The sequence below is a fragment of the Blautia ammoniilytica genome (genome assembly GCF_025566965.1).
Taxonomy (GTDB): domain Bacteria; phylum Bacillota; class Clostridia; order Lachnospirales; family Lachnospiraceae; genus Blautia_A; species Blautia_A ammoniilytica.
This window is the reverse complement of record NZ_JAOQJL010000034.1, coordinates 17,337-44,033: the sequence shown is the minus strand read 5'-3', so window position 1 is coordinate 44,033 and position 26,697 is coordinate 17,337. Positions and strand designations below refer to the sequence as shown.

Genomic DNA, 26,697 nt, shown 5'->3' with positions numbered 1-26,697 from the left:
GTCCAGTGAGGAGTTATTTGTTTTTAGGTAACAAAAAATGCCGTATTTATGCGGTGTTGTGGCGTTTCGCAAACGCCTAAAAAAGAAAAAGAGAGAGAGGATATGAGTATGAAGAAATTCAAAAAACTGCTTGCCGGTCTGCTTACCGGAGCAATGTTGCTTGGAAGTATGTCAGTTTCTTCTTTTGCAGCTGACACAACTGCTTCCAAAACACCAGTAATTGACGAAAACGAAAGAGGTTCCATTACTATTCATAAGTATACCGAAGGAACTGCTACAGGAACAGCAGCTTCCGGTAAAGAAGATGCATCACAGGTTCCGGCAGGAGCAGTTCCCATCAAAGATGTTGGATTTACTATTTACAAGGTTCAAGATGCAGCTAAACTTGCTGACTATTACAGCACAACTCCAGCAAGTCTTCCAGCTGCAACAGACTACTATACAGGAACCGGAAAAAATGTTCAGGTTAATGCCGATGTGGCCGCTTTGAAAGTTGGTAATGAGGTACCGACTAACGCAGACGGTGTTGCAGAATTTACAAACCTGGATCTGGGTCTTTACCTTGTAGTAGAGACAACCAGTCCGGCAATTGTAACCGGTCCATGCGATCCATTTCTGATCTCCGTACCAATGACTACAGATGGAGATGACTGGTTATATAATGTACATGTTTATCCGAAAAACAGTACAGCCGTTGGTGGGGTAAGTCTTGTAAAAACAGGAAAAGCTGGTGCGGCACTGAAAGGTGTAACCTTTGTTCTTCAAAAAAAGAATGGAGATTCCTGGACAGATATCACAAAGAAATCCACTGCATTAGGAGACAACACAGGTACTGTTCTGAATCTGGTAACAAATGAAGCTGGTAAGATCAGTGTAGAAGACCTGTCCAGTGGTACATATCGTTTTATTGAGACTTCTGTAGGTGCAGATAATAAGGGTTATATTATGGACGGTGCTGCTACTTATGAATTTAAAGTAGAAGGTAATGACGTAACCTATGCTGGAAATACAGGCACAAATATTACAATCCCTGTTACCAATGACAAGCCAGACATGACCAAGGAAGTAAAGAATGGAAGTGAATGGAAACATGATGCTGATTACAGTGTTGGGGATAAAGTTCCATATCGTATCACAGTATCTGTACCGGCAAACATTAAAAAACTGAAAAAATTTGCATTGACAGATACACCTACTAACCTGAAAGATGATGCAAATTCAGTAAAAGTAACAGATAAAACAGGCAGCACAACAATCCCTGCAACAGCAACAGCTACAGAGGATGGAAACGGATTTACCATTGATTTCACACTGGCAGATCTTGATTCTTATGCAGGACAGAATATTATCGTAACTTATAATGCAGAACTGCTTGACACAGCTGTAACAACTACAGTAGGTAATCCAAACACTGCAACACTGGAATATTCCAATAAGATTCTTCCGGACACCGATGATGGATACAACCCGAACAAACCTGGTACACCTACAACCGACAAGATCACAGATACAGCAGTTGTATATACCTTCCAGATCCAAATTGAGAAGAAGGCTGAGAAAGCAGATGGAACACCTCTTGCAGATGTAGAATTTGATCTGTACAAAGCTGTTGATGCTGGTACAGCAGGTGTTGCTACTGCAGATGAAGTAAAGAAAGCAGGTCTTGATAGTTCTAAAGCTTGGAAGAAGATCAATGAAACATCTCTTAAAACAAATACTGAAGGTAAAGTTTCTCAGAGCGGACTTAAGAATGGTGAATATTATCTGGTAGAGACAAAGACGAATGCAGAGTACAATCTTCTGAAAGCACCGGTAAAGGTAACACTGAATATTGCCTATACAACAACCACCAAGGCAGAGTATAATATCGACGAAACAGGAAAGACAACATTAGTGAAACATGAGGTAGAGAAAACTGAATTCAAAAATAATGATGTTGCTTCTGATGGCATCCAGATCGAGACCGTAATCAACAAAAAAGGCTTTGAACTTCCATTAACTGGTGGTATGGGTACTGTACTGTTCAGCGTGATCGGATTAGCACTTGTACTGGCTGGTGTGGTTGTGATCACAGCTTCCAGAAAGAAAACAGCAAAATAATAGCACATAAGGTGATCTGTTATAGAGGTTATACAAATAATGCTCTTAACGAAAACGGATATGTGAAAGAAAATCCTCCGGCTGCGGCAAATGCAGACCGGAGGATTTTTAAAACAGCCGGTACACTGATGAAATCAGTGTAACCGGCTGTCATTTATCTTATGTATTTTCTGAAAAATCTCTTAGGTATTCTTGAAAAATAATGGAAAGTATTTTAAAAATATCACTTTTGTATTTTGGTATTAGCTTCTGTACCTTACAGAATTATCATTGGTAGTATTGCTTTTTCAAGCATCTTTATTGTATGATTTTCGGCGAAATTTGTCAAGGGAAAATTGACTTTTTGTGTAAACTTTTTACAAAAATTGACTTTATGTGTAACGTTTTGCAAAAGAGTTACTGCACAGAGACAAGGTCATTTACAATCAATGGATCAATTGTATCTTAATAATCCGGATATCTTCATTCAGGTTCCTGGTCTTTTTGCAGATACAATTTTCTATGCCAATGTATCTTCATTTTGCTTTTTCCTAAGCTTGCAGATGCAATTTGACCTTCAGATCAAGTGCAATTGTATCCTCAACCTGCTTATTCTTAGGCTGGAAGATACTTTTCAATGGCAGAAAGTATCTTCAATTCTCCTGTTCTTAGACTTGAGGATACTTTCTACTGATAAATTGCATCTTCAAACCCTGAAAATCCTGATCGCAGATATCTTTTCCAAAAAATTCACCGAAATTCTGATCTTCAACGTCATAAGGATCCTGATCGCAGATACTTTCCCCCAGCAACCCCCGGTAATCTTTCCTACAGCAACCCCTCAGTAATCTTTCCACCAATAAAACCCAGTAATCTTCTTGCGAATTTTAATGCACAGTCTGATCCAGGTGTAGTCTTTAAATTCTTTTCTGCTTCCCAATAGTCACTGCGGAGCATATAGCCCGCAGTGGTGTAAAAATCGATACTATTTCGATGTGGATTATATTCTGCAATATTGTTCTCATTATATTATATCTCCTCAATCAATCATCAGTTACAAAAATCAGAATCAGAAGCATTTTAATCAGTTCACATGTCACTTTTATTTTATGTTATACTGTTTTATAGGTTTAAATCTCTTAATAAAACAGGTGATATCTTAATCGGGAGCTGTCAAACTGATACACTAGAAAGGATTATATATGAGTGAATTAATTAAGGTTGATAATGAATATAAAGAGTGGATTGCCGGAATATCCACTGATTTTAGAAAAAGCCAAATCAGGGCTTCTATTAAGATAAATGATGAGATGCTAAGATTTTATTGGAAACTTGGTAAGGGCATTTCGTCTATGAGTGAACAGTTCGGATATGGAACAGGATTCTATAAAACGGTGAGTGACGATTTGAAATCCATTTTGCCAGATGTGAAATCATTTTCACCAACTAATCTGAAATATATGAGATACTTTTATGAGATGTATCCTGATGCAGTGATTTGTCCTCAGGTTGAGGACGAATTGATTACAGATGCAAATCGTCCCCAAGCTGGGGATGATTTACAAATTATTTTTAGAATACCATGGGGACATAACAAGATAATACTTGATAAATGCAAAGGGAATTCTGCAAAGGCATTGTTTTATATCAAAAAGACTATTGAAAACAATTGGTCAAGAGATGTTTTACTTAACTTCTTAGGAACGGATTTGTATGAACGACAGGGTAAAGCAATAACTAACTTTTCTAATACACTTCCGATAGAACAGAGTGATTTAGCGCAAGCAATTACGAAGGACCCATATAATTTTGATTTTTTGACTTTGCGCGAAAGGTATGATGAAAAGGAACTAAAGAATGCGCTTATAAAGAAAGTTAATAATTTCCTTATGGAGTTAGGCACTGGCTTTGCTTATATGGGCAGGGAAGTGAGAATTGAAGTAGGAAATACTGAAAAATTTATAGACATGTTATTTTACAATACTCAAAGGCATTGCTATGTTGTTGTAGAAATAAAAACAGGTAAATTTGATTCTTCTTATGCAGGTCAATTGGGAACTTATGTTGTGGCTGTTAATCATCAGATGAAAACAGAAGCTGATAATCCTACTTTGGGACTTCTGATTTGTAAAGATATGGATAAAGTAGAAGCTCAGTATGCATTAGAATCTACTAGCCAGCCGCTTGGTATTTCGAGTTATGAATTATCAAAACTTATACCAGAAGAGTTCAGAGGTAGTATGCCTACCATTGAAGAAATTGAGGCTGAATTAAATGAATAATTTCAAGTTTGTGGAATTAAGAAAAATCATGATCGCAGATACATATATGGATTTTTTAACATTATTCACGAATATGTTGCATGGCAGTAACCAGCGACTTGTGGTAGAATCTAAAATGTGTATAACAAAAACAAATACAAAAGGTTTTCTGACCCGGAGATCTAAAAGATAATCCGTCAGAAACCTAAGACGGACGGTGAATACGATGAAAAAACCAAGATTGGTCACAATCTTCAGCCTGATCCTGATCCTGGCAGGCCTTGGCCTGACTGCATATCCTATCATCAGCAATATCCTTGCCCAGAAAAACGCATCAGAAGCCATAGAGGACTACGATGATCAGATCCAGGATATGGACGAAGAAAAAATAGATGCAGTAAAAGAATCCATGAAACAATACAACCAGCAGCTGGGACACGCTGTGGTTCAGGACGAAACAAGCGAAGCAGTAAAAGAAGCTGCAGAAGCTGCCGGAGACGATGGCAATACAGACGCAGATGGCACCGACACAGAGGGCGGCACCCATACGACCATGATGGAGATCGGAGACGTGATCGGCTACCTGACCATTCCGGTAATCGATGTGAACCTGCCGATTTATTATGGAACTTCCCAGGAAGTCCTTGCAAAAGGGGTAGGCTATGTTCCGGAAACATCTTTTCCTTTGGGGGGCGAAAGCACTCACAGCGTGCTCACCGGACACAGAGGACTGCCGGAAGCCAAGCTTTTTACAGACATGGACAAAGTAGAAGAAGGAGATCCCTTCTACATCCACGTACTGGATGAGATCCTGGCTTATCAGGTAGACCAGATCAAGGTGGTAGATCCGGATGATACCAGTGACCTGGATATTGTAGAAGGGCAGGATTATGTGACCCTGGTTACATGCACCCCATACGCCATCAACAGTCACAGGCTTCTGGTACGGGGGCACAGAATAGAATATACAGGAGAAGAAAACAGCAAAACTGTATCCCAGCTCAGGCCCGCAGCAATGGCGCGACGGATCGTGGACGTATGGCCCTGGTTCCTGTTTATGATGGCAGGAGTGGTGGCCGCAGAGGTGATCCTGATTCTTGTGATCCTGATAAGGAGACATCATAAGAATAAAAAGAAATAAACAGAAATAAACAGAAATAAAAAGAAATAAAAAGAAATAAACAGATATAAACAGAAATAAAAAGAAATAAACAGCGGTTAAAATCAGGCATCATTATGATCAATCATTAAAAACTTGTATTACGAAAAAGAACAAAACGGGAGGAACAATACGTTGAAAAATACCAATGCAGACAGGATCATGCAGGAAGTGGGCAAGGTAATTCTGGGAAAGGATGAATGCATCCGGCAGGTAATGACTGCTATTTTGGCAGGAGGCCATGTACTGATCGAGGATATTCCGGGAGTAGGTAAGACCTCTATGGCCCTGGCCTTTGCAAAGGCAATGAGCCTTAAGCAGAATCGTGTTCAGTTTACACCTGACGTACTGCCTTCAGATATTACCGGATTTTCCATGTACATAAAAGAAACAGAAAAATTCATGTATCAGCCGGGAGCTGTGATGTGCAACCTGTTTCTGGCAGATGAGATCAACCGTACCTCAGCCAAGACCCAGTCCGCTCTTCTGGAGGTCATGGAGGAAGGTACCGTTACAGTAGATGGTGTTACCAGGAAAGTGCCGGATCCATTTGTGGTCATTGCCACAGAGAACCCTATTGGCTCCGCCGGAACCCAGATGCTTCCGGAGTCCCAGTTGGACCGTTTTATGATCTGCATTGAGATGGGATATCCCTCACCAGAGGATGAAATGGAGATCCTGATGGCACAATCAGAGATCCGTCCTATGGAAGCGGTCTGTGCTGTTACAGATGGGGCAGAGCTGAAAAAGATGCAGGAAGCCACAGCAAGGATTTTCGTTCATCCTACTATCTGCTCTTATATTATAGAACTTGTAAATGCCACCAGAAGGCACGAGCTGGTAACACTGGGACTTAGTACACGAGGTGCCCTTGCAGTGACAAAGCTGGCGAAGGCCAATGCTTACATAGAGGGCCGGGAGTATGTGCTTCCGGAAGATGTGGTGAAGGTATTTCCGGCTGCAGCGGTCCATCGTTTGAAAACAAGCTCCAAAGCCGGCATGAATCATGGGACTGCCGCAAAGATCACCCAGGAGATCCTTGCCTCTGTGAAGCAGCCCCGTCCGGAGAAAGGCTGATGAAGAGAAAGATTTTCTATTTTTTGCTGATCATACTTACATTTCTGACAGTGCTTGTGAATGGTAGCGGATTTTCCTGGTTCCTTTTGTCCTTTGAGATCCTGTTTGCCATTGCTATGGCAGTGTGGGCGCATCTGACAGCAAAAAAAATAAAAATAGGGCTGGAACTGGAGCAGGCTTTCATATTCAGGGGTGATCAGGCAAAAGCAGTGCTGACCATTCAAAATCCTGCCGTTTTTCCGGTTTCAGATATACAGGCCGGGGTTATATTGTCCGATCCTGTGAATGAAGGCCGGGAAAGCAAAAGAACAGTGCATGTGGCTGCCGGCGGAAAAGGAAAGGATCAGTGGCAGTTCCAGGTACAGCCTGTGCATTGCGGGATTGTGAAAGTACAGGTCCGTGAACTGCGGCTGTATGATTATCTGGGAGTTTTTTATGGGAAAATATCAGCGCCTTTGTTAAAGGGGGCTTTTGCTGTGCTTCCCAGGATCCACCCTATTGTTCTTGAAAAAGAGCCTGAAACCGGGGCAGGGCAGGGCGAACAGCGGGAAAATGTGCTTGCAAGGCTGGGCTCTGACAGTCAGGAGATTTTTGATACAAGGGCTTACCAGCGGGGCGATGCCATGAAAAATATCCACTGGAAGCTAAGCGCAAAGGCAGAAGAGCTTATGGTCAAGGAGTTCAGCATGTCTATGGATCTTCGGGTTCCGGTTTTTCTGGATACCCATGTGAAGGATCCGGAAAAGTTTACACCAGCGGATAAAGACCGGTTCCTGGATCTGGCCGCTTCTTTGGGCAATTATTTTGTGGAACATCAGGTTGCCTTTGAGTTTTGCTGGATGACAGAAGATCATATGGAAAAGTTTATGGTGGAAGATCCGGATTCCCTGTACTATGGACTGAGGGAGCTTCTTATGATCCCTTATTTCAAGGCAGAGGATGGCAAAGCTGAGGTTTTCCTGGAAAATGAAAAAGAAGTTCTGCCGGTACGGATCTTGACTACCGGAGAAATATATGTGGGAGATCAGATGTATGGAAATCTTGGTGTTTGATACTTCTTATGTGCAGGATAGAAAGGAAAAGAATATAGGAAAAAAGAACTTTCTTTTTTCTTTTCTGGCACTTTTTCTGTCTGGCTTTGCTCTTGTTGGAGGAGTCATTTCTGCATTTTCCATTTCCACAGTCTTTTGGATGCTGGCTGTAGGATTGGCTGCTTTCAGCCTGTTTTTTACCTGGTTCTATCTGGATCAGAGACTGGATGGGAAAAGGTTTTTGGCAGGGCTTGGACTGGTAGTGCTTTTGGGAGGCTTCTGCTTCTTTTGGCAGGATTCGTTGATCCGTGGCTTTTACAGCGTTGCCAACAGTGTGATCCGGAAGATCAATCAGGTTTACGCAGGCAATCTGAATACCCTGGAAGCTTCCAGTGGTGGTACTGTTTTGTTTTTCATGGTGCTGATTTTTATCATTACAGGGATCCTGGGAGCCTTTATGGTAAAAGAGCAGAAATGGCTGCCAGTGCTGGCTGTGTTTTTTCCTGTGTTTGCCCTTACTGCAGCAGCCGGCGGAAGGCCGGGAAGTATGTGGCTTTATTTGCTTCTGATGATCCTTTTGCTGATTTTTACTGCTGCAAGAAGCCATCTGATGGGATGGAAGTGTGGGGCAGCAGCTGTGGTGATCGCATTGGCGGTGTCTGTGCCTGCCTGGTGTATTGCAAGACCTTTGTCAGGTACTTCCATCCCCCAGTTGTCCAAGGCAGGAACAAGGATCCAGAGCCGTTTTCTCCAGTCATTATGGCAGATCCTGCCTAAAATCTCCGGTGGTAATCTGAATCTGTCCATTGAAGGTGTAGGCGGAGGTGTGGAAAACGGCACATTAGGCGCTGTGGATGGCTATTTTTTCACAGGTGTGGATGCGCTGAAGGTGACCTGCAGCCAGAAGCCGGAGGAAACCGTTTATCTGAAAGGCTTTGTAGGAGAAACTTATACAGGCAGCAGCTTTGAGCCTGGTGACGGAGAAAGCTTTCAGGATACTGTGCTGGCCTGGAAGACGGAGGGGGATCCTTCGGTATATATTCAGAATCTGCCTTTTTTGCGAATGATGTATTATGAAACAACGGCAGACCAGCCGGTGACAGCCGCCCAGATCACTGTGGAAAATAAAAATGCCAATACACAATATACATATGTGCCATACAATGCTTTCCTGAATGACAATTATCAGATCTATGGCGGGGACGATTATGTGGGAGGACAGACTGCCCAGGATGATATTTTTTCTTTTTACTGGCGGGATGCCTACAAAGAGACAATGGAAGGCTATCGTGACGGTGAGAAGACAGATGGCGTGCTGAATGAGACAGAGGCTTCCTACAGGGCTTACTGCAGCACCCGCGATCTTCAGGTGCCGGATCAGGGGCTGGAGCAGCTGAAAAAGGAATGTGCCGAAAAGAAAGAAGAAGAGCATTGGGGTCAGTCGGACATGGGAGATGTACGTCCGGACTGGGACATTGCAGATGAATATGAGCAGATCCGCCAGTATGTGGTAAAAAGGCTGGTCAGCCAGTGTTCCTATGAGCTGGATGTGGATAAGCTTCCTGAGGGGCAGGATTTTGTGGAAACCTTCTTATACGATACAAAGGAAGGTTACAGCATGCATTTTGCAGCAGCCGCCACTATGATGTTTCGGATGCTTGGAGTACCTGCCAGGTATGTGGTTGGGTATGCTGCTCCAAAAGAGATTTTCACAGCAGATGGGGAGGGCAATTATACAGCTGTGCTGGAAGACAGCAATGCCCATGCCTGGGTGGAGATCTACCAGCCATTTCTGGGCTGGACGCCGGTGGAGGTGACTCCTGGTATGGAGGCAGAGGTGGCAGAAGAGGCTGATACAGATGTACAGGATCAGGCTGCTGTGCCAGAGGAAGAGACTGCTGTAGAGGAGCGGGAAGACCAGGGCAAAGGCACCATCATACTTGGCTGGCTGTCAGATCACTTTGATCAGATCCTGATTGCCGGAGCTTCAGTCCTTTTTCTGGCTGTATGTGGGATTTTGTTTACCAGACTGAGAAAAAGGCGGAGGAGCAGGCTTGGCATCGGACTGCCGCCATCGGGAAGAGTACAGGCATTGTACAGATCTACCTATCAGCTGCTGATACGTGCCGGTATGCCAAAGGATTATACGGAGACAGAGGGCCAGGTCACAAAGTATCTGCTGGAAGCCGGTGTTCTTACAGGCCCTGATGAGGCAGAGAAAATGAAGCGGCTGGTTCTTGATGCCAATTATGGTTTCCGTGAGCTGACGAAAGAGGATACGGCCTTTATGGAAGAAATTTACAGAAGAACCAGGAAAAAGAAAAACAGGAACTGATATATTTTTATTGATTTTTTCCCGATAATTGCATATAATACAAGTGAGCAGGAACAACTGCTTGATTTAAGTGCATTGCTACTTTGAGTGCAAACCATTAATTCAAGTGCTTCACTACTTTGAATGTGAACCATTAATTTAAGTGCTTCACTACTTTGAACGTGAACCATTAGTTTAAGTGCTTCACTACTTTGAACGTGAACCATTAATTTAAGTGCTTCGCAGCTTAAAATGTGAATCGTTAATTGCAGGGAGATAAGATTCTTATCTCCCTGCTGTGCTGTACAGCGGAGGATGAAGATGGATTTTTATCGTATAAATGAGGAATACAATCAGTATCTCCAAAGGTATGAAAAAGAAAATAGAGGGGTCACAAATCAAGGGTTCATTACGATTCAACTATATGATTCCTGTGCCAGAGGAATGCATTGAAAGGTTGATTATTAAAAATATAAAAGACGAAAAGTATCGCGTGTTATTAAATAAGGAATATCGGTTTTGCATGGACAATGCTGAGCGGATTCAGAAAAAAGCAAATAAAATATATGAAATGGTTACAACAAACCGAAAACAAAAATTAACTGATAACAGTTGTGCTTTTAGGATTTTGGAGCAAGGCTATCGAGAATATGTTGAGAATGTTTTAACAAATATTAGAAAAAATCAGTGAATCAGTAGTAAAGATATAATTAGTGAAAAAATATGGTATAAATATAATTAATAAAAATGTCAAACCCTATTGAAATTGGTAGTTGGATGGAGTATAATCCTGCATGTAAAAAGAAAATTTCTTCAGGGCAGGGTGATCAGAGAAGCGATCTGAAATTCCCTACCGGCGGTATAGTCCGCGACCCGCTGCAGGCGGTTGACCTGGTGAGATTCCAGGACCGACAGTATAGTCTGGATGAGAGAAGAACACACAGATACGTATGAATGTTGTACGAAGATTAGTGCGTGATGCCCCGGGAGAGATTCCGGGGCTTTTCTGTTACCATGGATCTTTAAAGCAGGTCATTGGCCGGCTTTATAAGAGACATCTTCCACTGGAAATTTTCTTTCAGAATAATTTCAAAGGAGAGATTTTTATGAGTGAACAGGTTTTAAGAGGCGGAAACACAATGGAGAGGAGCCGCACAAGGACTCTTGTGCAGGTGGCGATGCTGGGAGCAGTGGCAGGAGTTTTGATGAATTTTGAATTTCCCCTCCCATTTCTGGCACCATCTTTTTACCAGATGGACTTCTCTGAGATCCCTGTACTGATCGGTTCTTTTGCTATGGGACCGCTGGCTGGCGTACTGGTAGAGCTGATCAAGATCCTGGTACACCTTGTTACAAGGGGAACCATGACTGCAGGAGTAGGGGATGTAGCCAACTTCCTGATGGGATGTGCTTATGTGATTCCGGCAGGTCTTCTGTACAGATATCATCACGTAAAGACAAGAAAGCATGCAGTGGCAGGTATGGCTGCAGGCACAGTGCTGACAACGATCCTGGCATGCTTTGCCAATGCATTTGTACTGCTTCCGGCTTACGGTAAGGCGTTTGGTATGCCGGTACAGGCTTTCGTGGAGATGGGAACTGCTGTACACAGCTCTGTCAACAGCCTTCTGGGCTTTGTAGCGCTGATCATTGTTCCCTTTAACTTAGTGAAATATACAATTGTATCAGTGATCGTGTTCTTTGTTTATAAGAGGATCCGTGTAGTCCTTCGAGGTGACTGATACAGGGAAAAGAGGTCATTATGGGCAAGATCAACCAGGTCAGGAAGCTGACAGATAATGCATATTTGAATCTTTACAATGTAAAAGCAACCAGTATCCATAATACACCTGTGGATTATTTTGTGGCATCCAGGGCAAAGTCTGAAAAGGAAATGAAGCTTTCCACAGGTGAGAATCCTCCGGATGGAGTGATCATTTACAGCCTTTATGGGGAGAAAAAGGACAAGGTTGTACTGATCCGGCAGTATCGGTATCCCATCGGTACCTATGCTTATGAATTTCCGGCCGGGCTGGTGGAAAAGGGCGAAGACTACCATGACAGTGCAGTTCGTGAGCTTTATGAAGAGACAGGTCTGACCCTTACGCCTTTGAAAGTAGATGAGGCATATCAGAAGCCTTATTTTACTTCAGTAGGGATGTCAGATGAATCCTGTGCTGCTGTATACGGATATGCCAGCGGCACAGTGAGCACAGATGCCCAGGAGGCTTCAGAGGAGATCCAGGTGGTGCTTGCGGATCGGGAAGAAGTAAAAAGAATCCTCCGGGAAGAAAGGGTATCCATCATGTGTGCGTATATGCTGATGCATTTTTTGAAGGATGAGAAGCCCTTTGACTTCCTGGAGGTTTTAAAATAAAGCCGAGGCATTCTTGAATTTAAAGTCATTCACTTACTTTTGTGCAGGCACAGGAGGGTGAATGACTTTTCTGTATTGTGATCATTAATATTCTGCATAGTCGTCGATCACATTATCGCCGGAAGCAGCAGGATCTGCAGACGCGTCACCAGATGTATCACCAGATGTATCGCCTGAGGTATCCGGAGTGCTGATATCACCGGAGGTATCTACGCCGCCGGAAGGATCATCAGCAGGAGGTGTATCCTCAGAGGTATCATCTCCTGTTACAGTATCGTCGATCACTTCATCAGAAGCACCATCCGGATTGGAGGTATCCGGTTCATCGGATGGTGTGTCAGGGGTATAAGTATTATCTGTGGAAGTATCCTCACCTGAGGGATTGTCCTGATAATTGCTTTCCTGGTTATAGATCGGGAAATCCGATCCGGAAGATGTGCTGCCAGTGGCAGCTTCAGCCTCGGCAGCTGTTGCCGGGGCTTCTTTTAATGTAGTGGTGGCAGTGGGGATCCGGATGCTCTGGGGAACTACCACGTATATCAGAAGCATAACACCGCAGAACAGTGCTGCACTAACTGCTATCTTTATCTCATCTGTATGTCGTCTCATGGAAACACTCCTTTTTTACAGGCTTCAGAAGGAAATCCATATCTGAAAGGTTTTCTTATGCCGGTATCTTAAAATATGCTTCCGGCGGTGTCTGTTTTATTTCTGGATTATATCATAAACAAAACGAAATTTGTAGTGTGCAGATGCATAAAAACACCTTTGAATACCTTTTTGAAAATACTTTCTTGTATTATAAGTATAAGTGTTTTTCTACATTACAAATACTTTCCTACATTAAAATATAAAAATTTTCCTGCAATGCAGTAAAAAAGTGCTTTTCATACGTACAGAATCGTGCTAAAATGAAAAATAAATTTTATCTCAGTCGAGAAGACTCCCACCTCTTTCATGTGGTGAGTAACAGCTGCTCGACTTGAAGATTTGGTGTCAAAACACCAAAATAAGGAAAAGAAAGAGGAGTTATTATGACACAGGCAACCATTTGTATTTTGATCACGATTTTTCTGTATCTACTGGGGATGCTGGCCATTGGATTTCACTGTGCCAAGAAGACATCTTCCACATCCGACTTCTTCCTTGGAGGAAGAAAGCTTGGACCTTTTGTAACGGCCATGAGTGCAGAAGCCTCAGATATGTCCAGTTATCTGGTAATGGGACTTCCTGGACTGGCATACCTGTCTGGTGTGGCTGATGTAGGATGGACTATTATCGGTCTGGCAGCAGGTACCTATCTGGCATGGCTACTGGTAGCAAGAAGGATCCGCAGATATTCCCAGATCACCGGTTCCATTACACTTCCTCAGTTTTTCTCAAACAGATTCCATGATAAGAGAAGTATTCTGGCAGCCATTGCAGCAGTGGTGATCATTGTCTTTTTTGTACCATATACAGCAGCAGGCTTTGCCGGATGTGGCAAACTTTTCTCATCTTTGTTCGGCATGGATTATATGACCGCAATGGTGATCTCTGCTCTTGTGATCGTAGGATATACAGCTACCGGCGGTTTTCTGGCAGCATCCATCACAGACCTGATCCAGAGTATCATTATGACAGTGGCTATTATGACAGTTCTTATTTTTGCCACTGTACAGGCAGGCGGTATTGGCGCAGTGCTTGACAATGCCAAATCCCTTCCAGGGTATCTTTCCTTAGGAAGCACATATCTTGAAGAGACAGGAACCAGTGAACCATATACGCTTTTACATATTATTACTACTGTTTCCTGGGGACTGGGATATTTCGGAATGCCTCATTTCCTGCTTCGCTTCATGGCCATTGAGGATGAGAAAAAGCTGAAGCTTTCCAGAAGGGTTGCTTCCGTATGGGTTTCTATTTCCATGGCATTGGTTGTTGTGATCGGTATTGCAGGCCGTGCATTAAGTGGCAAAGGTATTCTTGATACACTTCACGGAGCAGATACAGAGACCATCATTGTCAGGATTTCTGACCTGTTATCCGGCTATGGGATTATCCCGGCTCTGCTTGCCGGACTGATCCTTTCCGGTATTCTGGCAAGTACCATGTCCACAGCAGATTCCCAGCTTCTGGCAGCATCCTCCAGTGTTTCCCAGAACCTGCTTCAGGAAGCTTTTCATCTGAAGCTGTCCCAGAAAGCAAGTATGATCGCTGCAAGGACAACCGTTATTGTGATCGCAGTTCTTGGTCTGTTTCTTGCAAAGAATCCGGACAGCTCTGTATTCGGTATTGTATCCTTTGCCTGGGCAGGCTTTGGTGCAGCCTTTGGCCCGGTAGTGATGTGTGCCCTGTTCTGGAAGCGCGCAACTTTCCCTGGAGCAGTGGCAGGTATGATTTCCGGGGGAGTTATGGTTTTTGTATGGAAGTACCTGATCCGGCCAATGGGTGGCGTTTGGGGGATTTATGAACTGCTTCCCGCATTTCTGGTTGGAACATTGATGATCGTGGTAGTCAGTCTTCTTACAAAGAAACCATCGGCTGAGATTGAAGCAGAGTTTGAGCTTGCAAAGAAAAAGACTGACCTGTAAGAAAGTGAAAACATGCAGTAACAGATTTTAAAGAGTTTGAAGTGGTAAAAAAAGGGTATCGCTTAATCATCTGATGGGATGATTTGGCGATACCTTTTCTATTTTAGGAAAAATGTACGGATGCCCTTTGAAATCCCACGGATCATTCTCTGCTGATAAGCAGCCGTCTGCATTAGACGGTCTTCTGCAGGATTTGACATATATCCAAGCTCGATCAGGGTAGTGGGAACCTTGCTCCAGTTATTACCGGTCATGGTGTCCGTTTCCCATACCTTTTCTTTAAAGCAGCCTGTACTCTTTACATAGGCATTAAGAACAGCCTCTGAAAGAGTATAGCTGCTTTTTATTTGCTTTGAGGTAAGATAAGGATTGGCAGCTGTTACGCACACAGTACGGGCGCCTGCTACCTGCTGGGAGGTGAAGCTGTTTGCATGGATCCGGATATAGGCATCTGCTTTTTTGCTATTGGCAATGGCAGCCCGCTGCCTGCAACTTTTGGCTGTCTTATGGTCAGTTCTGGTAAGGAAGACCTTGCAGCCTTGTTTCTTTAGAAGAACGGACAGCTTTTTGGCTACTGTCAGGGTCAGCTGGTACTCAGGTATACCAGTGGCTATACCCTGTGTGCCAGGATTATCCCTGGCTTTTTGCTCCGGGGAGCCTGGACCTAAAGGCTCGGTTCCTTGTGCAGTCACACCGGAATGCCCTGGATCCAGCACGACTACAGGAGTCCAGATCCCGTGGACATCGATCTTACGTCCCTGAACAGTCACATTTGTACGCATTTTTCCGGTTTGTCGTCCGAAATAACGATAGTGTCCACGGATGTATTGCCAGCCTGTAAGCATCCTTCCGCTGGAATCAAAGGCATAATAAGCATTCCTGATCCGGCGAAGGCCTTTTTGTTTTTTGCCGTTTTGATAATAATATTTCCCTGTGTGGTTTGCTTTCCAGCCTGTAAAACCGGCTGCCTGGACCTGCATGGCCCCGGGAAGTACGGAAGTATTGCCTGGGACATCAGGGCTTAGGAAAAGGGACAGCACAAGCAGCAGGATAAATAGCGGGGAAGATTTTCTTGCTGGTTTCATAAGGAAAAGCGCACATTTCGGAAGTGGCTGTGCAGTGTGCCATCTGTGCCTTGTGGATCTTGTTCCGGATCAAAATAGTATGCAGGATTTTGAAATATATCGTTGATGGCAATGATGGCAGCGCCATAAACCATAGAGTCCTGCTTATAAGAGCTTAATCGGATGGAAGTGGTTTCCATTGTCTGGGGAACTACTCTTTTCTGTACATTGGAGATTACCCGTTCCAGCATAAGGGTGGGGTTCACATGAGCCATCTCATCTCCGATCACGATAGCTCTAGGGTTAAAGCTGTTGATCACATTAATAATGCCAATAGACAGGTAATCACACATTTCCATATAAAGCTTTACTGCAGTGGGATCTTTTTTCCTTACCAGCAGAACAGCATCTGAGAAAGTAAGCTCATCTTTTTTGCCAAAGGCTTCATTCAGCTTTTTTACAAAGGTAATGGAAGAGCAATAGCCTTCCAGACAGCCGTAATTCCCACAGGAGCACCTGGGGCCGTGGATATCAATGGTGGTATGTCCGATCTCGCCGGCAGCACCGGTAGACCCTGTCAGGAGGGCACCGTTATTCACAATGCCGGCACCAATACCCTGGGCAAAAGCAACATATACCAGCACATCAGTATTATTCGTCTCTTTGCTGTACCAGAACTGAGCCAGCGCAGCTGCATTGGCATGCTCTTCAATGATCACCGGGATCTTGTAATGCTCCATAAATTCATCCTTCAGCGGAATGTCTGCCCATCCTTCCACTTCAGTAACAACAGAAATCCTGCCTTTCACACGGTTGTAAGGGCCGGGGATGGCAAGTCCTAGTGCAAGGATCTTTTTATCTGGAAATTGCCTGATCATTTTGTCCATTGCATGGAACACCATGTCCATGATCTCCCTGGCATTTTGTCCGTGCTTAATACTGGTTCTGCGGATCATAACGGCTTCTCCGTACAGATTGAAAAGTCCTACAGAGAAATTCTGTCTGGCGATCCGGATCCCGGCTACCGCAAGATCCTCTGTGTTTAGGGAGATAGCAATGGAGCGGCGCCCCTTCACGCCGGTGAGCAATCCTACTTCCTTTACAAGATTCCAATTCATAAAGTCATTGATAATATGTGTAACTGTTGCCTGCTTTAGACCAGAATGTTCTGCCAATGCGGTTCTGGCACATACTTTTTCACGTCGCAGAAGATTCAGTAAAAGGCTGCGGTTCAGATTCTGGATATTCCCCTGGTTCAGGCCTCGCATGGTTTCTTTCATCAGTCATACCTCTCAGAACATTTTATAGGATGAACACTGTGATCTGGATTTTGGTGTTTTCACATTCAAATCATGATGGGTGAATACAGTGTTCAGATGAATAACAACCTTAAATAAAATTATTAGTTCAATTTATTACTTAATTCAATTGTATTATATATCAAAAAAAAGATAGATGCAAGACAAAAACAGTCAGACTATCACCTGACAGATATAAAATAACAGCCACAATATTACCTGGCAGACAAAAAACAGCCGGACCATCAAAGGAGATGATCCGGCAGGAAAAAACGATTATGGAAATTTATGCGAAATATACATTCACATCATGCTCTTTAAAATACTCAATATACTGGGAAGGCGCATTCTTATTGGTGATCACATTGGGAATACTGTCCAGGCTGCACAAATGGGTAAATGCCCGTTTGTTGAATTTGGATTCATTAAGCAGCATGTAAATATCTTTCACATTCTGAAGGAGATAATTATACAGTGGAAGCTGTGCCCGGTTGGTGATGGAGTAACCGTATTCCAGGTCAGCACCGTCAATCGTGAAAAACAGCTTGTCAAAATACAGCTTCCGAAGATTCTGTATGATGGATTCGTCCAGGGTTTCAATATGGTTGCTTCCAAGATGGATATTGCCTCCAAGGAGAAAAACACCGATATCATGATTGGAAGCAAGCTCCAGCGCACCGGTAATGTTAGTGGTAACAACTGTGATCCCCTTCTTGTCACTTTTGTTCAGGTGACGGCAGAGAAGAGAACCTGTAAAACCGGCTCCTACAAAAAGGATATCGCCGGAATGGATAAGGTCAATGGACTTCTGGGCAATAGCATTCTTGCACTCAAACTGGTCATCTGCCATTTTGATGGAGGAGAAAACCTGGAAATAATTGGATTTGTCCTTTTCGGGGGCAGCAGACCGCTCCGGCTTCTGTGCGCCGCCATGTGTACGCGTAAGAAGACCCTTCTCCTCAAGTTGTGCAAGGTCCCTTCTGGTGGTGGCAAGGGAAGCACCTGTAAGATCGCAAAGTGTCTGCGTGGATGCAGTATGGTTCTGGTCAAGATAATCCAATATTAATTTCTTACGTTCCGTAGCTAGCATAAACATCTCCATTATATATCCCGTCAGGAAAGGGATTTTTCTATTTTTACCAGCCTGCTTGTGCCAAGCCTGGAAGCACCAAGGGAAATAAATTTCTCTGCATCATCAAAAGAGGAGATGCCTCCGGCAGCTTTGATCTTAACATCTGATCCAACATATTTAGCAAAGAGTGCAATGTCGTCAAAGGTAGCGCCGCCAGTTGAGAACCCGGTGGAGGTCTTGATATAATCTGCCTTTGCCTGAGTGACGATCTCACACATTTTGATCTTTTCTTCTTCATTTAACAGACAGGTTTCAATAATTACTTTCAATATTTTATTATCACATACTTCTTTTAGTTTTTCAATTTCATTTTGCACATAAGCGTAATTTTTAGCCTTTAATGCGCCAATATTGATCACCATATCCAGCTCGGATGCACCATTTGCAATGGCATCCTTGGCTTCATAGATCTTAGCTTCTGTGGTGTGGTTGCCGTTTGGGAAGCCGATCACTGTACAGATAGGAAGCTTGCCCTGTACATACTCTGCTGCTGCAGCAACATAACAGGGGGGAATACATACGGAAGCTGTGCCGTAACGAAGCCCATCGTCGCAGATCTGACGGATCTCCTCCCAGGTGGCTGTCTGTGCCAGTAATGTGTGGTCTACCATTTTTAATACTTCGCTGTGTGTCATGTAATACTCCTTTCCTTTACATAGAAATCATCTTAATTAATTATACGGATTGCATTGCGCTTTGCAATCTCATTACGATCATTATAAACCATGATGAGCGATTCGTCAATTAAAAATGAGCGAAAATGAGCGATAATATATAATATATAAAAAGAATGAACAAAAAACCAAAAATATATTGATATTTCACAGGCTTTATGTTAATATCTAAAAAGAAAAAGTGATAAAACAATCAAAAACAATCAAAATGAAGCAACCAAGACAGAAAGGGGGATATATATGAGTTTTGACAAAGTGCAGGCAGATCGTCTGGCAGTCAAAATCAGAAAGAATATTTTAAGGGCTATTGCATCTGAAGGGAAGGGCCATATAGGTGGATCGCTTTCCATTGCAGACACTTTTGCAGTCCTTTATAGCGGAGTGGCGAAGGTGGATCCGGCAGATCCGGGGAAAGCAGACCGGGATTTTGTAGTTATGTCAAAAGGACATTGCGGACCGGCTATGTATGCGGTACTGGCTGCCAAAGGCTTTTTTCCGGAAGAGGCTTTGGATACATTGAACAAAGGAAATACCATTCTTCCAAGCCATACAGACCGGCTGAAAACTCCTGGGGTGGATATTTCCACTGGCTCCCTTGGGCAGGGGGCATCCCTGGCAGCAGGTGCAGCACTGGCAGACAAGCTTGATGGGAAAACTTCTTATATATATATGATTTTGGGAGATGGAGAGCTGGATGAGGGCCAGGTGTGGGAGTCTGCATTATTTGCAGCACATCATAAGCTGGATCATCTGATCACTTTTGTAGATGTGAATGGCAAACAGCTGGATGGACCTACAGACCAGGTGTGCTGTCTTGGCAGTATTGAGGATAAGTTCAGAGCCTTTGGTTATCATGTGGTTTCTGTTCAGAATGGAAATGACACCGGACAGATCTATCAGGCGATCCAGGAAGCAAAAGCAGTGAAGGACAAACCTTCCGTGATTCTTTTACATACAGTGAAGGGAGCCGGCATCCGTTATTATGAGGAGATGGCGAACTGCCATTCCACAGAAGTGAAGAAAGAAAATCTGCCGGACTTCTATCAGGAGCTTGACAGAAGGCTGAAAGAAAAGGAGGAGGCGTAACTGTGGAGGAACTGAGAAAGGTTTTTTATAAGACAATGGCAGAAATGATGGATGAAAATCCCCAGGTGGTATACCTGGATGCGGATCTGGCCGGAGCCATGGGAACAGCCGGACTGTTTCAGGAGTTTCCACAGCAGGCCTTTGATATGGGGATCATGGAAGCCAATATGATCGGTGTAGCTGCCGGGATGTCCATAAAAGGGAAGATCCCATTTGTACACAGCTTTGGACCTTTTGCTTCCCGAAGATGTGCAGACCAGACCTTTTTATCAGGCTGCTACAATAAGGCGAATCTGAAGATCATAGGTTCAGACCCTGGGATTACCGCAGAAACCAACGGTGGTACCCATATGCCCTTTGAGGATGTGGGGATCTACAGATCTTTTCCCGGGATGACCATTATGGATATTGACGAGCCCTATCTTCTCCAGGAGATCCTGAAGAAAATGGCAAATACCTATGGTGTGATGTATCTGCGCTTCCCAAGAAAAGGAAAGACCGTTTACTATTCCGGCACAGAAGAATTTCAGATTGGCAAAGGAAATATTGTAAGGGATGGTACAGATGCTACAGTGATCGCCTGTGGCATTGAAGTTGGTTATGCACTGGAAGCAGCTGAGAATCTGGCAAAAGAAAATATTCAGGTGCGTGTGGTAGATATGTTTACCATCAAACCTTTGGATCAGGAGCTGGTGATCCGCTGCGCCAGGGAAACAGGGGCGATCCTGACTGCTGAGAATCATAATATTTATGGCGGACTTGGCAGTGCAGTAGCAGAGGTGCTGGCAGAGAACTGTCATGCAGCTTTTGGCAGAGTGGGAGTACCGGATACCTTTGGTGAGGTTGGAAATAAAAAGTTCCTGGCAGATAAGTTTGGGATTTCAGCAGAATACATAGAAAAGGCAGTTAGAGAACTGATTTTGAAAAAGAAGAAAGGCCTGGGAGACTGACACATGAGAAATGCTTTGTATATACAATCCGGAGGACCTACGGCAGTGATCAACTGTTCTGCCGCCGGTGTGATCCGGGAATGCCAGGAGCTTCTGGAAAAAGGCGACAAGCTGTATGCAAGCCTGCATGGAATTGATGGCCTGCTTCATGACCATTTGTATGACTGTACAGATATGGATGAAATGCAGCTTTTGCGTCTGCGTAATACACCGTCCATGGCTTTTGGCTCCTGCAGATATACAGTGCGGGAGGATACGGAAGAGGATTATGACCGGATTCTTGCAACTCTGAAAAAATATCAGATCTATTATATTTTTATTAATGGCGGCAATGGCTCTGTAGCAGCAGGCCACCGTTTGTGTGAGCACCTGAAAAAGGCAGGTTATCCATGCTGTTTGATGGTGATCCCTAAGACAGTGGATAACGATATTGCCATTGTGGATCATGCACCTGGTTTTCCATCAGCTGCCCGTCATACTGTGATCACCATATCAGAACTGGTTCATGATATGTATACCTACGATACAGATCTGATCATGGCAGTGGAAGTGATGGGTCGTAATACAGGATATCTGGCTGCAGCTGCAGCCGCAGCCGGGAAAACTGGATGGGGACCGGATCTGATCTATGTACCGGAAGTGGTTTTTGACCCGGAACAGTTTGTAAATGATGTGGCCCAGGTTATACAGAAAAAAGGCAAATGCTTTGCAGTAGTGGCAGAAGGAGTCAAGACAGCAGACGGCAGATATCTTTTTGAGGATACAACTGTTAATAAAGCAGATGATCCGTCCAAAAATATGGGAGGGATCACCCCTTACCTGAATCATCTTCTGCGGAAACACTTTATCTGCAAGATCCGCTGCATTGACCTGGGATTGATGCAAAGGTGTGGCGCACATGATGCTTCTGAGATTGACAAAACAGAGGCACAGCAGCTTGGAAGCGAAGCTGTGAAGCGTGCTTTTGCCGGAGAAAGCGGGAAGATGGTTACACTTACCAGGATCAGCAGCAGCCCATACAGGACCGAGATACAGACACTGGATCTGGAACAGGTGGCAGATGTGGAAAGAGTGATGGATCTGTCCTACCTGGAGGATAACCGCCATCAGATCAAAGAAGCTTATATGGATTATATCCTTCCGCTGATCGGTGATTTGCCAGAGTACGTGGAGCTGGATGGAATCAGCCATTAAGACAGGGACAGAAACTGAATATAGATAGAATCAGGACAGCCTGGATGAGCAGGTCTGTCTGAAGTATATGACCAAAACAAGGAGGAAACAGTAATGTACACTTATCAGGAACTGGGGCTTGTAAATACGAAAGAGATGTTTGCAAAGGCATACCGTGAAGGCTATGCAGTCCCGGCTTTGAATTTTGTAACCATTGAACAGCTGAATGGCATGATCGATGCAGTGATCGAGAAGAAATCTCCTGTGATCCTGCTGGTATCACCTAATCTTCACCGTCAGCTGGGACATGAAATGACTGCAAGGCTTGCCCAGGTAGCAACAGACCGGATCAAAGAAGCCGGATTACAGATTCCGGTAGCCCTTCATCTGGATCATGGCATGACCTATGAACAGTGCGTGATGGCCATTGAAGGAGGCTTTTCATCCGTTATGATCGATGGAAGCAAGCTGCCTTTTGAGGAGAATATCGCACTGACCAAAAAGGTGGTGGAATATGCCCACGCACATGGTGTTACAGTAGAGGCAGAGCTTGGCATATTAAAAGGAAAGGAGGAGGATGGAACCGAAGGTACAGATGAAAGTATGTATACGGATCCGGAAATGGCAGTAGATTTTATCCGCCGTTCCGGCTGCGACAGTCTGGCAATCTCCATAGGAACCTGCCATGGATTGGTGAAAATGGTTCCCAATGAAGACGGAACCCTGCCGGAACTGCGCTATGATATCCTTCAGTATATTTCTGACAAGGAACCTGGCTTCCCCATCGTGCTTCATGGATGCTCCAATATTTCCCAGAAATATGTGGATATGATCAATGAGCATGGAGGACATATTGAAAAGACAGTGGGTATCCCTGATGATCAGGTACGCAAGGCGTCCAAGCTTGCTGTGTGCAAGGTTAATATTGCTACAGACGGATGGATTTGTGGGCTGGCAAATACCAGACGTATCCTGGATGAAGAACCGGGAGCGATTGACAGCCGTGCGTTTACTTTGAAGATCCGCCCGCTGATGAAGGAACTGTATCTCCATAAGATCGATATTATGGGAAGTGCAGACAGGGCATAACTTTTAGGACAGGTGTGAAGTATGAAGGATATGGATGAAAAGTTTTTTCTTTGTGTGGAAATTGGAGGCACCAATCTGCGGTATGGAGTGGTGACAAAGGACTATACATTGAAGCAGTTTGACAAGATTCCTTCCAAAGGACTGTCAGATGCCAGAGATAAGGGGGAATATTTAAAGCAGCTGCTGGATCCGGTGCTGGAAGAGAACGGGGGAGTTTCAAACATTATGTGCATTTCCCTTTCTCTTGCTTCCCTAATGAACCGGGACCGGACCATATGCTACAATTCCCCAAATATCCAGGGCTTTGATAATCTTCCGCTGAAAGCAATTCTGGAAAACCTGTGGGGACTTCCGGTGATTATGGAGCGGGATGTGAATACCTCTCTTTTGTATGATCTGTGGAAGAACCATATGGGGCAGGAAGGGATCGTGATCGGCGTGTACATTGGCACTGGACTTGGAAACGCCATGAGCATTGATGGAAAGGTATACAAAGGCTATACCGGCTCATCCTGTGAGCTGGGACATATTCCTGTGGATGGTCTTGAAAAGATGTGCGGCTGCGGGAAAAAAGGATGCATTGAATTGCGTGCCTGTGGGAAAGTACTGGCAGAGATTGCCAGAGAGCATTATAAGTGTCAGGTTTCTGACATCTTTGTAAAGTACGGGGATCAGCCAGATGTGCTGGATGTGGTGCGTATGTGCTCCCTTGCCACAGCTACAGAGGTAACGATCCTGGATCCTGTGTGTGTTGTGCTTGGCGGCGGGGTGACACAGATGCCAGGCTTCCCTATGGAGTACTTTATCCGGAATGTAAAAGAAAACCTGCGAACACCGGAGCCAAGGGCTTCCCTTAGGATCGTCCCTGCGTCACCAGATGCAGAAGCAGGGGTGATCGGAGCAGCTCTCAATGCATACACTGCACTACAGTAACAGTTTTTTGTTGAATGTGAATAAATTCAAACACAATTAATTGTAACATTCGACAAAATGACCAAATGAATTTAAAAGTTTGTTGACATTATTAATTAAATGAATTAAGATATAAACATCAAAGGCAACGACATACAAGATGCCGTAGCAAAAATAAGGAGGGTATTTTTTATGAGCAAGAAGGTATTGGCAACAATGTTAGCAGCAACAATGTTAATGGGAGCTACTGCTTCTACAGTATCAGCAGCAGGCTTCACAGCTCCGGAAGGTGTTGATCCATCCGAGTATCATCTGGCAATCTGCATCCATTCCATGGATAATGAGTATTGGGCACAGGAAGCTAAGGGAGCTCAGCTGGCAGCAGAGTATTACGGAGTTGAGGCAGATATCCTTACCTGCGACAGCGATGACAACAAGCAGATCCAGGGAATCAAGGACTATATTGCACAGTATGGCGACAAGGCAATCTTCGTAGTTGACCCTTCTTCTACAGCAAACACAGTAAATATTGCTGAGACATGTGAAGATGCAGGCGTTTATGTATCTATCCTTGCACACAGGGCTGAGGGCCTTTATCCGGCAGATTATCCTCACTTTGTAGCATCTCTGATGCTGGATGATATGGCAATCGGTAAAGCTACCGCATCTGCACTGTTCGAGGCTATCGGTGGTGAAGGCCAGGTTGCAGAGCTTCAGGGACTTCTTGGTGATGACTCCGCTACCAACAGACATGCAGCATTTGAGGAAGCATTAAAAGATTATCCGGACATCGAAGTAGTTGACAGCCAGACAGCAAGCTGGAGCCAGTCAGACGCTATGGCACTTGTAGAGAACTGGATCGTTAATTATCCGGATCTGAAAGGTATCTTCTCTGCAAACGATACAATGGCACTTGGTGCTGTTGAAGCTCTTAAGAACGCTGGAAAGAACGGCGAGATCAAAGTCAGCGGATGTGACGGTATCGAAGCAGCTCTTAACGCAGTTAAAGATGGTGATCTTGTTATCACAAACGCAAACGATGGATATTGCATCGCTGGTTATGGCGCATCCTACGCAATCCAGGCAGCTCTTGGCAGCCTTGACGTAGAGGGTATGGATCCTGCAGAACGTCTGATCTTCTGCAAGACTACACTTGTAACAGCTGACAACGCAGATGACATTATCTCCAAATTCATCGAGACTCAGGATCCTGGATATGATTATTCAGACCTTAGCTTCTGCATCGACAAATATCAGGAAGATACTGCAGAAGCAGCAGACGAAGCAGCAGAATAAATAATCAAGCTGCCCGGGAGAGTTCCGGCAGCAAGATAGGATTATGACAAGAGAGGCGAAATGCATGCCGCATTTCGCCTCATCTGTTAAAAACTGGATGTGAGGATGTTCTATGAATAATAAACGGCGTGACTTAATAAAGAAAATGACAGTTAGTCAGCAGTTCGTTACCCAGGCAGAAGACAATGCCAAAATGGATAAGGTCAGAAGATATGCTCCTCTGATCCTGCTGGTTATCATGACTGCGATCGGAGGCATTTCCCAGAAAAACTTTTTCTCCTGGGCGAACATTGTAAATATTATGTTCCAGATGTCTATTCCGCTGGTAATTTCCGTTGGTCTGAGCTTTGTCCTTCTTCTTGGAAGCATTGACCTTTCCATTGAAGGAAATATGGGATTTGCCGGATCTTTAGTTGCTTTTCTTGTTGTTAATAATTCAAATTCAAATAATTTCGGTATTTTCGGTGTGCTTATTGCTATCCTGATCGGGCTGGCAGTGGGTACAGTAGTTGGATTCCTTCATACAAAAGGAAGGATCGCAAGCTTTATTGTTTCTTATGCAGTTGGTTGTATTATGACAGGCGCAGCAGTGTTGATCTACAGAGGTACACCAATTCAGGTTAAGGATCCTATGTTTATTGCTATTTCTCAGGGAAGGCTTTTCGGGATTCCATACATTACATTGATTTCATTTGCTGTGTTTATCATAGGAGCGATCATTATGAACTATACTGCATTCGGTCGTGCAGTATTTGCAATCGGTGACAATGAAGCGGCAGCAGCTTCTACAGGAATTAATATTACACGTACCAAGATCAAGGTGTACGCTTTATGCGGATGTACAGCAGCCATCGCAGGTGTACTTCAGTGTATGAGATTAAAGCTTGGACAGTCTAACCTTGGATTGAACCAGATGTTCCCGGTTGTTACAGCTATCGTACTTGGCGGTGGTTCCGTAAGCGGTGGTAAGGGTGGTTCCCTTCAGACCTTTGTAGGTGTGCTGATCTATACGGAGCTGGCAAATTGGCTGACCCTGATGGGCGTTGATACAAACCTTAAAAAGGTCATCCAGGGTATTATCATTATTATCGCTGTTACGCTTACAGTAGAGCATAACAGAAAGACTGTAGTGAAGTAAACGGAGGGATACAT

Annotated in this window: 22 protein-coding genes, 1 pseudogene and 1 riboswitch; of the genes and pseudogenes, 17 read left to right on the top strand and 6 right to left on the bottom strand. The window is 44.1% G+C overall.

The window, feature by feature from the left end:
• The first annotated feature begins 108 nt into the window (after positions 1 to 108).
• Complete coding sequence (locus OCV61_RS14575) at positions 109 to 2,100, top strand: SpaH/EbpB family LPXTG-anchored major pilin (RefSeq protein ID WP_262583088.1); 1,992 nt, start codon at positions 109 to 111, stop codon at positions 2,098 to 2,100.
• Positions 2,101 to 2,967: 867 nt separating this feature from the next.
• Here OCV61_RS14575 and OCV61_RS14570 read toward each other — a convergent pair.
• Positions 2,968 to 3,104 (bottom strand): annotated as a pseudogene (locus tag OCV61_RS14570) (DUF6061 family protein); the annotation flags it as partial.
• Positions 3,105 to 3,281: 177 nt separating this feature from the next.
• On the opposite strand from OCV61_RS14570, the gene OCV61_RS14565 reads away from it, so the two are divergent.
• The 8 genes from OCV61_RS14565 to OCV61_RS14530 all read left to right on the top strand — a co-directional run bounded on the left by OCV61_RS14565 (position 3,282) and on the right by OCV61_RS14530 (position 12,298).
• Entirely contained in the window at positions 3,282 to 4,361 is a 1,080-nt protein-coding gene (locus OCV61_RS14565; RefSeq protein ID WP_158422415.1) for a PDDEXK nuclease domain-containing protein, read from the top strand.
• Positions 4,362 to 4,566: 205 nt separating this feature from the next.
• Positions 4,567 to 5,481 carry a class C sortase gene (locus OCV61_RS14560; protein WP_158422414.1) on the top strand — a complete coding sequence of 305 codons (915 nt, stop codon included), beginning with the start codon at positions 4,567 to 4,569 and terminating at the stop codon, positions 5,479 to 5,481.
• A 180-nt stretch (positions 5,482 to 5,661) separates the two neighbouring features.
• Positions 5,662 to 6,576: an AAA family ATPase gene (locus OCV61_RS14555; RefSeq protein ID WP_158422418.1), complete on the top strand. Its 915-nt coding sequence runs from the start codon at positions 5,662 to 5,664 to the stop codon at positions 6,574 to 6,576.
• The gene (locus OCV61_RS14550) at positions 6,576 to 7,628 is read left to right on the top strand and encodes a DUF58 domain-containing protein (RefSeq protein WP_158422413.1); all 1,053 of its coding nucleotides are present in this window, start codon (positions 6,576 to 6,578) and stop codon (positions 7,626 to 7,628) included. Before OCV61_RS14555 ends, OCV61_RS14550 begins: the two co-directional genes overlap by 1 nt.
• Positions 7,609 to 9,942, top strand: a complete 2,334-nt coding sequence (locus OCV61_RS14545) for a transglutaminase-like domain-containing protein (RefSeq protein ID WP_262583085.1) — start codon at positions 7,609 to 7,611, stop codon at positions 9,940 to 9,942. The genes OCV61_RS14550 and OCV61_RS14545 overlap by 20 nt, the downstream gene beginning before the upstream one ends.
• Positions 9,943 to 10,291: 349 nt before the next feature.
• The gene (locus OCV61_RS14540) at positions 10,292 to 10,612 is read left to right on the top strand and encodes a type III toxin-antitoxin system ToxN/AbiQ family toxin (RefSeq protein WP_262583083.1); all 321 of its coding nucleotides are present in this window, start codon (positions 10,292 to 10,294) and stop codon (positions 10,610 to 10,612) included.
• Positions 10,613 to 10,726: 114 nt separating this feature from the next.
• Positions 10,727 to 10,862, top strand: a riboswitch (FMN riboswitch).
• A gap of 165 nt (positions 10,863 to 11,027) precedes the next feature.
• Positions 11,028 to 11,663, top strand: coding sequence for an ECF transporter S component (locus tag OCV61_RS14535; RefSeq protein ID WP_158422411.1), 636 nt, complete (start codon positions 11,028 to 11,030; stop codon positions 11,661 to 11,663).
• A gap of 20 nt (positions 11,664 to 11,683) precedes the next feature.
• Positions 11,684 to 12,298 carry an NUDIX hydrolase gene (locus tag OCV61_RS14530; RefSeq protein WP_158422410.1) on the top strand — a complete coding sequence of 205 codons (615 nt, stop codon included), beginning with the start codon at positions 11,684 to 11,686 and terminating at the stop codon, positions 12,296 to 12,298.
• An 84-nt stretch (positions 12,299 to 12,382) separates the two neighbouring features.
• Here the strand turns inward: OCV61_RS14530 and OCV61_RS14525 are convergent, their stop codons facing one another.
• Positions 12,383 to 12,907 carry a hypothetical protein gene (locus OCV61_RS14525; RefSeq protein WP_158422409.1) on the bottom strand — a complete coding sequence of 175 codons (525 nt, stop codon included), beginning with the start codon at positions 12,905 to 12,907 and terminating at the stop codon, positions 12,383 to 12,385.
• Between the two features lie 425 nt (positions 12,908 to 13,332).
• Here OCV61_RS14525 and OCV61_RS14520 point away from each other — a divergent pair, with 425 nt between their 5' ends.
• Positions 13,333 to 14,871 carry a sodium/proline symporter gene (locus OCV61_RS14520; protein WP_158422408.1) on the top strand — a complete coding sequence of 513 codons (1,539 nt, stop codon included), beginning with the start codon at positions 13,333 to 13,335 and terminating at the stop codon, positions 14,869 to 14,871.
• Positions 14,872 to 14,969: 98 nt separating this feature from the next.
• On the opposite strand, the gene OCV61_RS14515 is transcribed toward OCV61_RS14520, so the two are convergent.
• The 4 genes from OCV61_RS14515 to deoC form a co-directional block, all read right to left on the bottom strand.
• Positions 14,970 to 15,956, bottom strand: coding sequence for an N-acetylmuramoyl-L-alanine amidase family protein (locus tag OCV61_RS14515; RefSeq protein WP_158422407.1), 987 nt, complete (start codon positions 15,954 to 15,956; stop codon positions 14,970 to 14,972).
• Positions 15,953 to 17,215: an ROK family protein gene (locus tag OCV61_RS14510; RefSeq protein WP_158422406.1), complete on the bottom strand. Its 1,263-nt coding sequence runs from the start codon at positions 17,213 to 17,215 to the stop codon at positions 15,953 to 15,955. Before OCV61_RS14510 ends, OCV61_RS14515 begins: the two co-directional genes overlap by 4 nt.
• 304 nt (positions 17,216 to 17,519) lie before the next feature.
• The gene (locus tag OCV61_RS14505; RefSeq protein WP_173727828.1) at positions 17,520 to 18,323 is read right to left on the bottom strand and encodes a DeoR/GlpR family DNA-binding transcription regulator; all 804 of its coding nucleotides are present in this window, start codon (positions 18,321 to 18,323) and stop codon (positions 17,520 to 17,522) included.
• A 23-nt stretch (positions 18,324 to 18,346) separates the two neighbouring features.
• Positions 18,347 to 19,000: a deoxyribose-phosphate aldolase gene (gene deoC / locus OCV61_RS14500; RefSeq protein ID WP_158422404.1), complete on the bottom strand. Its 654-nt coding sequence runs from the start codon at positions 18,998 to 19,000 to the stop codon at positions 18,347 to 18,349.
• 279 nt (positions 19,001 to 19,279) lie between these two features.
• Between deoC and OCV61_RS14495 the strand changes: the two genes are divergently transcribed.
• The 7 genes from OCV61_RS14495 to OCV61_RS14465 all read left to right on the top strand — a co-directional run bounded on the left by OCV61_RS14495 (position 19,280) and on the right by OCV61_RS14465 (position 26,683).
• Positions 19,280 to 20,125 (top strand): transketolase, encoded by an 846-nt coding sequence (locus tag OCV61_RS14495; RefSeq protein ID WP_158422403.1) that lies wholly within the window; start codon positions 19,280 to 19,282, stop codon positions 20,123 to 20,125.
• A 2-nt stretch (positions 20,126 to 20,127) separates the two neighbouring features.
• A complete protein-coding gene (locus OCV61_RS14490) occupies positions 20,128 to 21,075 on the top strand; it encodes a transketolase family protein (RefSeq protein WP_262583078.1) in 948 nt (315 codons plus the stop codon).
• Positions 21,076 to 21,078: 3 nt separating this feature from the next.
• Positions 21,079 to 22,269, top strand: coding sequence for a diphosphate--fructose-6-phosphate 1-phosphotransferase (locus OCV61_RS14485; RefSeq protein WP_158422402.1), 1,191 nt, complete (start codon positions 21,079 to 21,081; stop codon positions 22,267 to 22,269).
• Positions 22,270 to 22,362: 93 nt separating this feature from the next.
• On the top strand, positions 22,363 to 23,337 hold the full coding sequence (locus OCV61_RS14480; protein WP_158422401.1) for a ketose-bisphosphate aldolase: 975 nt from the start codon (positions 22,363 to 22,365) through the stop codon (positions 23,335 to 23,337).
• A gap of 21 nt (positions 23,338 to 23,358) precedes the next feature.
• Positions 23,359 to 24,270: an allose kinase gene (alsK, locus tag OCV61_RS14475; protein WP_158422400.1), complete on the top strand. Its 912-nt coding sequence runs from the start codon at positions 23,359 to 23,361 to the stop codon at positions 24,268 to 24,270.
• A gap of 171 nt (positions 24,271 to 24,441) precedes the next feature.
• A complete protein-coding gene (locus OCV61_RS14470; protein WP_158422399.1) occupies positions 24,442 to 25,545 on the top strand; it encodes a sugar ABC transporter substrate-binding protein in 1,104 nt (367 codons plus the stop codon).
• Positions 25,546 to 25,657: 112 nt separating this feature from the next.
• Positions 25,658 to 26,683, top strand: coding sequence for an ABC transporter permease (locus tag OCV61_RS14465; protein WP_158422398.1), 1,026 nt, complete (start codon positions 25,658 to 25,660; stop codon positions 26,681 to 26,683).
• Positions 26,684 to 26,697 lie beyond the last annotated feature (14 nt).

Excerpts from the sequence above, each read along its gene's own strand:
- OCV61_RS14575 (WP_262583088.1), top strand. The coding sequence starts at position 109 with ATGAAGAAATTCAAAAAACTGCTTGCCGGTCTGCTTACCGGAGCAATG.
- OCV61_RS14565 (WP_158422415.1), top strand. The coding sequence starts at position 3,282 with ATGAGTGAATTAATTAAGGTTGATAATGAATATAAAGAGTGGATTGCC.
- OCV61_RS14560 (WP_158422414.1), top strand. The coding sequence starts at position 4,567 with ATGAAAAAACCAAGATTGGTCACAATCTTCAGCCTGATCCTGATCCTG.
- OCV61_RS14555 (WP_158422418.1), top strand. The coding sequence starts at position 5,662 with ATGCAGGAAGTGGGCAAGGTAATTCTGGGAAAGGATGAATGCATCCGG.
- OCV61_RS14550 (WP_158422413.1), top strand. The coding sequence starts at position 6,576 with ATGAAGAGAAAGATTTTCTATTTTTTGCTGATCATACTTACATTTCTG.
- OCV61_RS14545 (WP_262583085.1), top strand. The coding sequence starts at position 7,609 with ATGGAAATCTTGGTGTTTGATACTTCTTATGTGCAGGATAGAAAGGAA.
- OCV61_RS14540 (WP_262583083.1), top strand. The coding sequence starts at position 10,292 with ATGAAAAAGAAAATAGAGGGGTCACAAATCAAGGGTTCATTACGATTC.
- OCV61_RS14535 (WP_158422411.1), top strand. The coding sequence starts at position 11,028 with ATGAGTGAACAGGTTTTAAGAGGCGGAAACACAATGGAGAGGAGCCGC.
- OCV61_RS14530 (WP_158422410.1), top strand. The coding sequence starts at position 11,684 with ATGGGCAAGATCAACCAGGTCAGGAAGCTGACAGATAATGCATATTTG.
- OCV61_RS14525 (WP_158422409.1), bottom strand. The coding sequence starts at position 12,907 with ATGAGACGACATACAGATGAGATAAAGATAGCAGTTAGTGCAGCACTG.
- OCV61_RS14520 (WP_158422408.1), top strand. The coding sequence starts at position 13,333 with ATGACACAGGCAACCATTTGTATTTTGATCACGATTTTTCTGTATCTA.
- OCV61_RS14515 (WP_158422407.1), bottom strand. The coding sequence starts at position 15,956 with ATGAAACCAGCAAGAAAATCTTCCCCGCTATTTATCCTGCTGCTTGTG.
- OCV61_RS14510 (WP_158422406.1), bottom strand. The coding sequence starts at position 17,215 with ATGAAAGAAACCATGCGAGGCCTGAACCAGGGGAATATCCAGAATCTG.
- OCV61_RS14505 (WP_173727828.1), bottom strand. The coding sequence starts at position 18,323 with ATGCTAGCTACGGAACGTAAGAAATTAATATTGGATTATCTTGACCAG.
- deoC (WP_158422404.1), bottom strand. The coding sequence starts at position 19,000 with ATGACACACAGCGAAGTATTAAAAATGGTAGACCACACATTACTGGCA.
- OCV61_RS14495 (WP_158422403.1), top strand. The coding sequence starts at position 19,280 with ATGAGTTTTGACAAAGTGCAGGCAGATCGTCTGGCAGTCAAAATCAGA.
- OCV61_RS14485 (WP_158422402.1), top strand. The coding sequence starts at position 21,079 with ATGAGAAATGCTTTGTATATACAATCCGGAGGACCTACGGCAGTGATC.
- OCV61_RS14480 (WP_158422401.1), top strand. The coding sequence starts at position 22,363 with ATGTACACTTATCAGGAACTGGGGCTTGTAAATACGAAAGAGATGTTT.
- alsK (WP_158422400.1), top strand. The coding sequence starts at position 23,359 with ATGAAGGATATGGATGAAAAGTTTTTTCTTTGTGTGGAAATTGGAGGC.
- OCV61_RS14470 (WP_158422399.1), top strand. The coding sequence starts at position 24,442 with ATGAGCAAGAAGGTATTGGCAACAATGTTAGCAGCAACAATGTTAATG.
- OCV61_RS14465 (WP_158422398.1), top strand. The coding sequence starts at position 25,658 with ATGAATAATAAACGGCGTGACTTAATAAAGAAAATGACAGTTAGTCAG.